The 9,861-nt window shown below is 75.5% G+C and carries 11 protein-coding genes; 5 read left to right on the plus strand and 6 right to left on the minus strand.

Annotated features, from left to right (window positions below; all coding sequences use genetic code 11):
- The first annotated feature begins 169 nt into the window (after positions 1-169).
- The 3 genes from secD (at position 170) to ACYVJ4_RS15970 (ending at position 4,300) form a co-directional block, all read left to right on the plus strand.
- Entirely contained in the window at positions 170-2,473 is a 2,304-nt protein-coding gene (secD, locus tag ACYVJ4_RS15960; protein ID WP_460461129.1) for a protein translocase subunit SecD, read from the plus strand.
- A 61-nt stretch (positions 2,474-2,534) separates the two neighbouring features.
- Entirely contained in the window at positions 2,535-3,059 is a 525-nt protein-coding gene (locus ACYVJ4_RS15965; RefSeq protein ID WP_460461130.1) for a winged helix-turn-helix domain-containing protein, read from the plus strand.
- Positions 3,056-4,300, plus strand: coding sequence for an MFS transporter (locus tag ACYVJ4_RS15970; protein ID WP_460461131.1), 1,245 nt, complete (start codon positions 3,056-3,058; stop codon positions 4,298-4,300). Before ACYVJ4_RS15965 ends, ACYVJ4_RS15970 begins: the two co-directional genes overlap by 4 nt.
- Here ACYVJ4_RS15970 and ACYVJ4_RS15975 read toward each other — a convergent pair.
- The 4 genes from ACYVJ4_RS15975 to hisN are packed head-to-tail and all read right to left on the minus strand — an operon-like array spanning position 4,284 to position 6,399.
- Positions 4,284-4,694, minus strand: a complete 411-nt coding sequence (locus ACYVJ4_RS15975; RefSeq protein ID WP_460461132.1) for a VOC family protein — start codon at positions 4,692-4,694, stop codon at positions 4,284-4,286. The genes ACYVJ4_RS15970 and ACYVJ4_RS15975 overlap by 17 nt on opposite strands.
- Positions 4,694-5,218: an SRPBCC domain-containing protein gene (locus ACYVJ4_RS15980; protein ID WP_460461133.1), complete on the minus strand. Its 525-nt coding sequence runs from the start codon at positions 5,216-5,218 to the stop codon at positions 4,694-4,696. The genes ACYVJ4_RS15975 and ACYVJ4_RS15980 overlap by 1 nt, the downstream gene beginning before the upstream one ends.
- Positions 5,215-5,532 carry an ArsR/SmtB family transcription factor gene (locus ACYVJ4_RS15985; protein WP_460461134.1) on the minus strand — a complete coding sequence of 106 codons (318 nt, stop codon included), beginning with the start codon at positions 5,530-5,532 and terminating at the stop codon, positions 5,215-5,217. The genes ACYVJ4_RS15980 and ACYVJ4_RS15985 overlap by 4 nt, the downstream gene beginning before the upstream one ends.
- A gap of 48 nt (positions 5,533-5,580) precedes the next feature.
- Positions 5,581-6,399 (minus strand): histidinol-phosphatase, encoded by an 819-nt coding sequence (gene hisN / locus ACYVJ4_RS15990; protein WP_460461135.1) that lies wholly within the window; start codon positions 6,397-6,399, stop codon positions 5,581-5,583.
- A 66-nt stretch (positions 6,400-6,465) separates the two neighbouring features.
- On the opposite strand from hisN, the gene ACYVJ4_RS15995 reads away from it, so the two are divergent.
- Together ACYVJ4_RS15995 and ACYVJ4_RS16000 are read left to right on the plus strand one after the other, a co-directional pair.
- On the plus strand, positions 6,466-6,756 hold the full coding sequence (locus ACYVJ4_RS15995) for a DUF2087 domain-containing protein (protein ID WP_460461136.1): 291 nt from the start codon (positions 6,466-6,468) through the stop codon (positions 6,754-6,756).
- A gap of 56 nt (positions 6,757-6,812) precedes the next feature.
- Positions 6,813-7,274 carry a DUF2231 domain-containing protein gene (locus ACYVJ4_RS16000; RefSeq protein WP_460461137.1) on the plus strand — a complete coding sequence of 154 codons (462 nt, stop codon included), beginning with the start codon at positions 6,813-6,815 and terminating at the stop codon, positions 7,272-7,274.
- 99 nt (positions 7,275-7,373) lie between these two features.
- On the opposite strand, the gene rsgA is transcribed toward ACYVJ4_RS16000, so the two are convergent.
- Both rsgA and aroA read right to left on the minus strand, forming a co-directional pair.
- The gene (gene rsgA / locus ACYVJ4_RS16005; RefSeq protein WP_460461138.1) at positions 7,374-8,429 is read right to left on the minus strand and encodes a ribosome small subunit-dependent GTPase A; all 1,056 of its coding nucleotides are present in this window, start codon (positions 8,427-8,429) and stop codon (positions 7,374-7,376) included.
- A complete protein-coding gene (gene aroA / locus ACYVJ4_RS16010; RefSeq protein ID WP_460461139.1) occupies positions 8,426-9,718 on the minus strand; it encodes a 3-phosphoshikimate 1-carboxyvinyltransferase in 1,293 nt (430 codons plus the stop codon). Before aroA ends, rsgA begins: the two co-directional genes overlap by 4 nt.
- Between the last annotated feature and the right edge of the window lie 143 nt (positions 9,719-9,861).

Consider the following 9,861-nt stretch of genomic DNA (forward strand, 5'->3'; position numbering starts at 1 on the left):
CGTGGGCCTGGACGTCCGCGCCCCGCGCGCCGGCCCGCGCCACCTCGCCCCGCGCACCGCGCCCTCGCGCCCGGTCGCCGCCGCCACCTCTCGCGCACCGCCGACGGGTCTCTGACCCCCGTCCCCGGTCCGCCCCGCCGCGCTCGCGGCACCCCGAGAGGTCCCCCCGATGTCCCGTCGTGCTCCCGTCGTCCGCCTGCTCGTCGTCCTCGGCGTGCTGCTCGCCAGCGCCACCGTCGCCCTCGGCCTCGAACCCCGCCTGGGCCTCGACCTGCGCGGCGGCACCCAGATCGTGCTCGAGGCGCAGGACACCCCGACCACGAAGGCCGACGCCGCGGCCACCGACAAGGCGCTGGAGGTGCTCCGCCGGCGGGTCGACGCGCTCGGCGTGGCCGAGCCCAGCCTGGCCCGCTCGGGCGAGAACCGGGTCGTCGTCGAGCTGCCCGGCCTGCAGGACCCGGCCGAGGCCGCGCAGGTCATCGGCCGCACCGCGCAGCTGACCTTCCACCCGGTGACCACCCAGCCGGGCGAGGGCGTGCGCGAGACGGTCGACGAGGACGGCGCGCCGCTGCTCGTCGGCCCCACCGCCCTGACCGGCGAGGGCGTCAAGGGCGCCGACGCCGGCACCGACCCCTCGCAGGGCCTGGGCTGGTTCGTCACCGTCGACTTCACCGGCCCGGGCGGCGACGCCTGGCAGCGGCTCACCGGCCAGGCCGCCTGCGCCGCCCCCGGCGACCCCGCGCGCCGGATCGCGATCGTGCTGGACGACGCCGTCATCTCCAGCCCGCAGGTCGACCCCGGCGTCGGGTGCGAGGCGGGCATCCCGGGCGGCACGACGCAGATCACCGGCCAGTTCACCTCCCAGCAGGCCCGCGACCTCGCGGCCCTGGTCGAGGGCGGCGCCCTGCCGCTGCCGGTCGAGATCGTCGAGCAGCGCACGGTCGGCCCGACGCTCGGCGCCGACGCGGTCGACGCGTCGTGGAAGGCGGCGCTGCTCGGCGTCTCGGTCACCGCGCTGTTCATCGTGCTCGTGTACCGGCTGGTCGGCCTGATGGCCACGGTGGCGCTCGCGGCGTACGCGCTGATCAGCTACGCCGCGCTGGTGGCCCTCGGCGCCACGCTGACCCTGCCCGGGCTGGCCGGCTTCGTGCTGGCCATCGGCATGGCGGTCGACGCCAACGTCCTGGTCTTCGAGCGCGCCCGCGAGGAGCTCGCCGAGGGGGCGCGCAGCGGGCCGGACGTCGGCGGCGGCCTGCGCGGGGCGCTGAGCCGAGGGTTCAGCAAGGCGTGGAGCGCGATCCTGGACGCCAACGTCACCACCCTGCTCGCCGCGGGCCTGCTGTTCTTCCTGGCCTCGGGGCCGGTGCGCGGCTTCGGCGTGACGCTCACGATCGGCGTCCTGGCCTCGCTGGTGTCGGCCCTGCTGGTCACCCGCGTGCTGGCCGAGTGGGCCGTGCAGCGCCGGGCCGTCGTGCGACGTCCGGGCTGGTCCGGGCTCGCGGCGACCGGCCGCGTGCGCGACTGGCTGGAGCGCCGTCGTCCAGACCTGATGTCGCGCCGGCGGCTGTGGCTGGCCTGCTCGGGCGGCCTGGTGGTGCTGGCGCTCGCCGGCATCGGCGCGCGAGGCCTCGACCTCGGCGTGGAGTTCACCGGCGGGCGGCTGGTCGAGGTCTCGACCACGCAGCCGGTCGGCGTGGACGTCGCGCGGCAGGCGGTCTCGGACGCCGGCTTCGCGCGGGCCGTCGTGCAGGAGTCGGGCGACGGCGACCTGACGGTGCGCGACGCCGGGCTCGACGACGCGGAGGTGGCGAGCATCCGCGCGGCGCTGGCCGAGGTCGGAGGCGGCACCGAGGTGCTGCGCGACGAGCTGATCGGCCCGAGCCTGGGGGAGGAGCTGCGCACCAAGGCGCTCGTGGCGCTGGGTATCGCCCTCGCCGTGCAGCTGCTCTACCTGTCGGTGCGGTTCCGCTGGACGTTCGCGGTCGCCGCCGTGGTCGCGATGTTCCAGGACCTCGTGGTCGTGGTCGGCCTGTTCGCCTGGCTCGGGCGCCCCGCCGACGGCGTCTTCCTGGCCGCGCTGCTGACCGTGATCGGCTACTCGGTCAACGACACCGTGGTGGTGTTCGACCGCGTGCGCGAGCACCGCGCGCGGTTCGCCCGCCGTCCGTTCGCCGAGGTGGCCAACGACGCCGTGCTGCAGACCGTGCCGCGCACCGTGAACACCGGGATCGGCGCCATCGCGATCCTCGCGGCGCTGGCGCTGCTCGGTGGCGACTCGCTCACCGACTTCGCGCTGGCGCTGCTGGTCGGCATCGTCGCCGGCACTGCCTCGACGGTGTTCACCGCGACCCCGGTCGCGGTGCTGCTGCAGGCGCGCTGGCCCGGGCCGGCACCGCGGTCGGTCGAGAGCGAGCGCGCCGCCCGGGCCGCCCGGGCCCGTCGCGACCCGCGCGACAGCGGTGCGGTGGTGTGAGGGCAGCCAACCCCCAAAGAAGTGTTTGACAGTCGAGCGGCGACGGCGCAGACTGCTGCGCGTGGACGACGCCGAGATCTCCCTGCGCGCCTTCGCGCACCCCCTGCGGCTGCGGCTGCTCTCGCTGCTGACGGGCAGCGCGATGAGCGCGGCCGAGGTGGCGCGCGAGGTGGGGGGCACGCAGGCCAACGCCAGCTACCACCTGCGCCAGCTCGAGGCGGCCGGGCTGCTCGAGGTCGTCGAGGAGGTGGCGGTGCGCGGTGGACGGGCCAAGCGCTACCGCCACCGCCCGGACGCGCACGTGCGCCTGGAGGCGCGGGGCGTCGACGAGCGGGTCGCCATGGCGGCCGCGCTGTCCGAGGAGCTGCGCCGCCGCACGCTGCTGCGCGGCGAGGGGCCGGCCCCGCTCACCGACGCCGAGCTGTGGGTCGACCCGGCGGTGTGGGAGCGGCTGGTGGCGCAGGTCGTCGACGCCATGACCGCGCTGCACGACGCCGCGCAGGCACCGCGCACCGAGGGGACGATCCGCACCAGCACCACGTTGTCGATGTTCGTCATGCGCCCGGACGACGGGGGCTCGCGATGAACCGCGCGCTGGAGCCGTTGCAGCACAGCGGTTTTCGCTGGCTATTGGGCGGGCGGTTCGCCAACTTCCTGGGCAACGCCGTGGCGCCCGTGGCGCTGGCCTTCGCGGTGCTCGACCTCACCGGCTCGGTCAGCGACCTCGGTCTCGTCGTCGGCGCGAGGTCGCTCGCGAACGTCGCGCTGCTGCTGTTCGGCGGGGTCCTCGCCGACCGGCTGCCCCGCCCGCTGGTGCTGCGCGGCTCGGCGATGGCAGCCGCCCTCACGCAGGGCGTGGTCGCCGCGCTGGTGCTCACCGGGACGGCGACGATCCCGCTGCTCGTCGGGCTCGAGGCGATCAACGGCGCGGTCGCGGCCCTGGCCTTCCCGGCGTCCGCCGCGCTGACGCCGCAGACCGTGCCCGGGCACCTCGTGCGCCAGGCCAACGCGGTGCTGCGCCTGGCGATCAACACCGCGCTGGTCGGCGGGGCGGCCGTCGGCGGCGTGCTCGTCGCCGTGGTCGGACCCGGGTGGGGCATCGCCGCCGACGCCCTGTCCTTCGCGGTGTCTGCTGCGTGCTTCGCCCGGATCACGGTGCCGCGGGTGGTCGCCGCCGACGGCGCCGCCGAACGGCCGCTGGCGCAGCTGCGCGAGGGGTGGGGCGAGTTCGTGAGCCGCACCTGGGTGTGGGCCGTGGTGGTGATGGCGATGTTCGTCAACGCCGCGTACAGCGGTGGCCTGGTGGTGCTCGGGCCCTCCGTGGCCGACGACACGTTCGGGCGCAAGGCCTGGGGGCTGGCGCTCGCCGCGCAGACGGTCGGGATGATCGCCGGCGGCCTGATCGCCCTGCGGTGGCAGCCGCGCCGGTCGCTGAACCTCGGCGTGTGGCTGCTGCTGGGCGCCGCGCTGCCGCTGCTGGTGCTGGCCGAGGCCCCCTCCCTCGGGGTGCTGTCCGTCTCCCTGTTCGTCAGCGGCGTCGGGCTCGAGCAGTTCGGCGTGGCGTGGGACGTCTCGATGCAGCAGAACGTCCCGCCCGACCGCCTGGCCCGCGTCTACTCCTACGACGCGGTCGGCTCGTTCGTCGCCATCCCGGCCGGCGAGATCGCGGTCGGGCCGGTCGCGCACCAGATCGGCGTCACCCCGACGCTCACGGCCTGCGCCGTCGTCGTCGTGGTCGCCACGGCGGCCTGCCTGTCGAGCCGCAGCGTGCGCACGCTGACCCGCCACGACACGGTGGAGCCGGACGTCGTCACGCCGGTGCCGTAGCCGCCTCGGGCGCCGCGGCCGCCAGGTCGGCGCCAGCCCAGGTCGACAGGCAGAACGGGTGCCCGGCCGGGTCGGCGTAGACCAGGCAGTGGTCCGCGTTCGGCTGCTCCGCGAGCAGCGTCGCACCCGCGGCCACCACCCGACGTCCGGCCGCCTCGAGGTCGTCGACGTGGAAGTCCAGGTGCAGCTGCGCGGGCACGTCCTGCCCGGGCCACTCCGGCGGGCGGTAGCCCTCCACCTGCTGCACCGCGATGACGCCGTCGGGTGTCGAGGCGGCGGCCCAGTGCACGGTGCCGGTGGCGACCCCGCCGGTGATCGTGGCGTAGAACTGCGCGAGCGCCAGGGCGTCCGGCGCGTCGACGGTCGGGCCGTCGAACCGGATGCGGTCCGACATCAGGCGGTCGTCATCGGCGGGTACTCGGGCTGCAGCTCGGTCCAGCGCTCGTGCCACGCCGCGGACGGCTGCTGCGCGCTCCAGCCCTCGTGCACGGGACCGTCGGCGGCGAGCGAGCGGCCGAGGTCCTCCAGGTGCGCCTGCCAGCCGGCGCCGTGGAAGTGCAGCTCGCCCAGGGGCAGGCCGCGCTCCTCGACCACCAGCCGGGTGCGGTCGCCCTCGGCGGTCAGCCACGCCTCGATCTGCGCCTCGTCGTCCGTGCCGGGCTCGGTGGTGACGAGCAGGTGGTGCGGCGCGTCGCAGACGTCGATGCGCGCCGGGCCGTCCCAGGTGCTGGTGAACAGCAGCCGCACCGTGCCGCCCTCGCGCAGGTCGTCGCCCTGCACCTCGGCGATCCAGCGGGCCAGCCGCTCGGGCGTGGTGCAGGCTTCCCACAGGTCGTGGACCGGGGTGTCGTAGACGTCCTCGACGCGCACGGCGCCGCGGCTGCCGTCGAGATCTCTCATGGTGCCGATGACGGTCATCGTCGAGCCTTCTTCCCTCGGGCGACCTCGGTGTGCAAGGCCGCGAACCTGTTCTGCCACAAGGCGCGGTATCCCTCCAGCCAGTCGTCGACCTCGACGAGGGCCTGCGGGCGCAGCGTGTAGATGCGCCGCTGCGCGTCCTGCCGGACGTCGACCAGCCCGGCCTCGCGCAGCACCCGCAGGTGGCGCGAGACGCCGGGACGGGCGATGGGCAGGGCGTCGGCGAGCTCGCCGGCCGTGGCCGGGTGGTCGCGCAGGATCTCGAGCACCGTGCGCCGGCTCGGGTCGGCCAACGCCTGCAGCACCGCGTCCATGCCGACGAATGTACCCGATCGGGTACGTACCCGCAAGGGTACGGAAGGTCAGCCCTCGTCGTCCGGGCTCTCGCTGCCGTCGGTGGCCGTGGCCAGGGCCTGCAGGACCTGCTCGTGCAGCAGGCCGTTGGTGGCGACCGCGTTGCCGCCCCAGGGGCCGGGGTCGCCGTCCAGCGAGGTGAAGTCGCCGCCGGCCTCGGTCACGACCGGCACCAGCGCGGCCATGTCGTGCACCGCGAGCTCGGGCTCGCACGCGATGTCGACCGCCCCCTCGGCCACCAGGCAGTACGACCAGAAGTCGCCGTAGGCCCGCGTGCGCCAGCAGCGACGGGTCAGCCCGAGGAAGGCGTCCTGGCGGCCCTGCTGCTCCCAGCCGTCCAGGCTCGAGTACGACAGCGACGCGTCGTCCAGCGTGGCGACCTTCGAGACCTGCAGCCGGGTGGCCTTGGACAGGCTGCGCCCGGACCACGCGCCCGAGCCGGTGGCGGCCCACCAGCGGCGTTGCAGCGCCGGCGCCGACACGACGCCGAGGACCGGGAAGCCGTCGTCGACCAGCGCGATGAGCGTGGCCCACACCGGGACGCCGCGCACGAAGTTCTTGGTGCCGTCGATGGGGTCGACCACCCAGCGGCGCGGGCCGTGGCCGGTGGTGTCCATCTCCTCGCCGGCGACCGCGTCGCGGGGGCGGGTGCGCTTGAGCTGCGAGCGCACGAGCTCCTCGGCCCGCAGGTCGGCGTCGCTGACCGGCGTCAGGTCGGGCTTGGTCTCGACGGTGAGATCGACCGAGCGGAACCGGTCCATCGTCAGCCCGTCGACCTGGTCGGCGATGACGTGCGCGAGGCGGAGGTCGTCGTCGTAGGTCGGCACCTCGGCAACCTACCGCGCAGGTGCGCCGACCCCCGGGACCCGCGAGCCGTGGGTAGCGTGAGGCCGGTGAGCACCGGGACCGAGTCCGAGCGCGACGCCGTGCTGCGCCGGTTCCTGGACGACGACGGCGCGCTGCGCTCGATCCCGGCCCGCCGGGCCAAGCGGCTCGTGGTGCTGGACCGGCTGGTGCAGGTCTTCGACGTCGGGCAGCGCTACCCCGAGCGCGAGGTCAACGTGCTGCTGCGCGCGTTCCACCCCGACGTCGCGGCGCTGCGCCGCTACCTCGTCGACGAGGGGTTCATGACCCGTGAGGCCGGGGTCTACTGGCGCTCCGGCGGCAGCGTCGACCTCGGCTGAACCGTCCAGGGGGCTTCGCCCGTTCTTCCTACGACCGCCGACCCGAGGAGACGCTCGTGCTCGACACCTTCCGCGGCCTGCCCGTGCACGTCCTGGTGATCCACGCCGTCGTGATCGGGGTGCCGCTCATGGCACTCGTCACGACCGTCGTCGCGTTCGTGCCGCGGTGGCGCGCCCGGCTCGCGTGGCCGGTCGCCGTCGTGGACGCGCTGCTCGTCGGCGTGACCTTCGTGGCCAAGGAGAGCGGGGAGAAGCTGCTCGACCGGATCGGCAGCTCGCCCGCCGTCGACCGCCACGTCGAGCTCGGCGACAAGATGCTGTGGTTCACGATCGGCCTGCTCGTGGCGGCCGTGCTCGTGGCCCTGGTGCGGAACCTGACCGGCGCCGTCCCGGTGGTCGTCGGCGTCCTGGTGCTCGCGGCGTCGCTGGCCGCCACCGGCTGGGTCGTGCGCACCGGCGAGGCGGGCTCGGACGCCGTCTGGAAGGACGTCGTCGCCAACACCACCCCCGGCGGCTGACCTCGTTCCCTCACCCGAGCCGGTTTCCCTCGCCGAAGCCGCTCCGGGGCCTCCCGGAGCGGCTTCGGTGAGGGGAAGCGGCTTCGGTGGGGGAAAGGGTCAGGCGTCGTCGGGGTCGGTGGTGGTGCCGTCGCTGCCGGTACGGGCGCGCAGCACGCGCCGCAGCGAGTCGAGCCGCGAGCGCCCGGCGGGACCGGCGTGCCCCTGCTCGACCCACGCGTCGAGCGCGCACTCGGGCTCGTCGTGCGTGCACCCGCGCGGGCAGTCCTGCGTTCCGGGCTCGAGGTCGGGGAAGGCGTTGATGATGCGCGCCAGGTCGATGTGGGCCAGCCCGAACGACCGCACGCCCGGGGTGTCGACGACCCAGCCGTCGTGGCCGGGCAGCCGCAGCGCCACCGCGGACGTCGACGTGTGCCGCCCGCGCCCGGTGACCTCGTTCACCACGCCGGTCGACCGGCCGGCCCCCGGCACCAGCGCGTTGACCAGCGTGGACTTGCCCACGCCGGAGTGGCCGATGAGCACGGACCGCTTGCCGCGCAACCGGTCCAGGACGTCGTCCAGCCCCACGATCGTGCCGTCGTCCGCGCGCCGCGTGACCACGTACGGGACGTCGAGCGGTGCGTAGCTGCTCACGAACGGCCCCGGGTCGGCGAGGTCGGCCTTGGTCAGCACCAGCAGCGGGTCGAGCCCGCCGTCGTAGGCCGCGACCAGGCAGCGGTCGACCATGCGGGGGCGCGGCTCGGGCTCGGCCAGCGCGGTGACGACCACCATCTGGTGGGCGTTGGCCACGACGATCCGCTCGTAGGGGTCGGTGTCGTCGGCGGTGCGGCGCAGCACCGAGCGGCGGTCCTCGACCCGCACCACCCGGGCCAGCGCGTCGGGCTCGCCGCTGGTGTCGCCGACCAGCGCCACCTCGTCACCGACGACGATCCCCTTGCGCCCCAGCTCGCGCGCCTTCATGGCGACGACGGTGCGCTCGTCGTCCGAACCCTCGGCCACGACGGCCGTGTACCGCCCGCGGTCGACGCCGACGACGTGGCCGGTGTCGGCGTCCTCGTGCTTGGGCCGTTCCTTGGTGCGGGGACGGGTGCCGCGCCGCGAGGGCCGGACGCGGACGTCGTCCTCGTCGTAGTCGCTCGCGCTGCGCCGGCTCACGTGCGGTCCAGCAGCTCGGGGTCCAGCAGCTCGGCCCAGCGCTCGGTGAAGCGCGGCAGCGTCTTGGCGGTGGTGTCGACGTCCTCGACCACGACGCCGTCGACGGCCAGGCCGACGACCGCGGCGGCCATCGCCATCCGGTGGTCGTGGTAGGTCGCGAACCGCCCGCCGTGCAGGGACGCCGGGCGGATCCGCAGCCCGTCGTCGGTCTCGGTGACGTCGCCGCCGAGCGCGCCCAGCTCGGTGGCGAGCGCGGCCAGGCGGTCGGACTCGTGCCCACGCAGGTGCGCCACGCCCCGCAGCCAGGACGGCGACTGCGCCAGCGCCGCGAGGGCGGCGACCACGGGCGTCAGCTCGCCGACGTCGTGCAGGTCGACGTCGACGCCCTCGATCGCGTCGGTGCCGGTGACGGTGAGGCCGTCGTGGTCGAGCGTGACGTCGGCGCCCATCGCGTCGAGGATGTCGCGCAGCCCGTCGCCGGCCTGCGTGGTGCGCAGCGGCCAGCCGGGCACGTGGACCTCGCCGCGCGTCACCAGCGCCGCGGCGAGGAACGGCGCGGCGTTCGACAGGTCGGGCTCGACCTCGAGGTCGAAGGCCGAGACCGGCCCGGGCTCGACCCGCCAGGTGTCGGGCTCGCCGTCGTCGACCAGCACGCCGCGGTCGCGCAGCACCTCGACGGTCATCGCGATGTGCGGCTGGCTGGGCACGGGCTTGCCGACGTGGTGCACGGTGACGCCGTCGTCGAAGCGGGCCGCCGCGAGCAGCAGGCCGGAGACGAACTGGCTGGACGCCGACGCGTCGAGCGTGACCGTGCCGCCGGGCACCGCGCCGCGGCCGCGGACCACGAAGGGCAGCGCACCGCGCCCGTCGTCGTCCACCTGCACCCCGAGGGTCCGCAGCGCGTCCAGCACCGGGGCCATCGGGCGCTCGCGGGCCCGCGGGTCGCCGTCCATCGTGACGTCGCCGTCGGCGAGCGCCGCGACCGCCGGCAGGAACCGCATGATCGTGCCCGCCAGGCCGGTGTCGACCCGGACGCCGCCGCGCAGCGGGGCGGGGTCGACGACCCAGTCCTCGCCGTCGTCGGTGATGCGGGTGCCGAGCGCGCGCAGGGAGTCCGCCATGAGCAGGGTGTCGCGCGAGCGCAGCGGACGGCGCAGCCGGCTCGGGCCGTCGGCCAGCGCCCCGAGCACCAGCAGCCGGTTGGTGAGCGACTTGCTGCCCGGGACGACGACGCTCGCCCTCACGGGGGCCGTGGCCGTGGGCGCCGTCCAGTCACGAGGGGCGGTCATGGCGCCAGTCTCGCAGCCGCCGCCCCGCGCGCGGTGCGGCCGGGCGGGTGGGCCGGGCGGACAGCCGGACGTCGGGTCAGCCCGGCAGGGCGTCGGCGACCTCGAGCTGGGCGATCTTGGCCTCGCGGCGGGCGGCGTGCGCG

Source organism: Angustibacter peucedani (assembly GCF_054779595.1).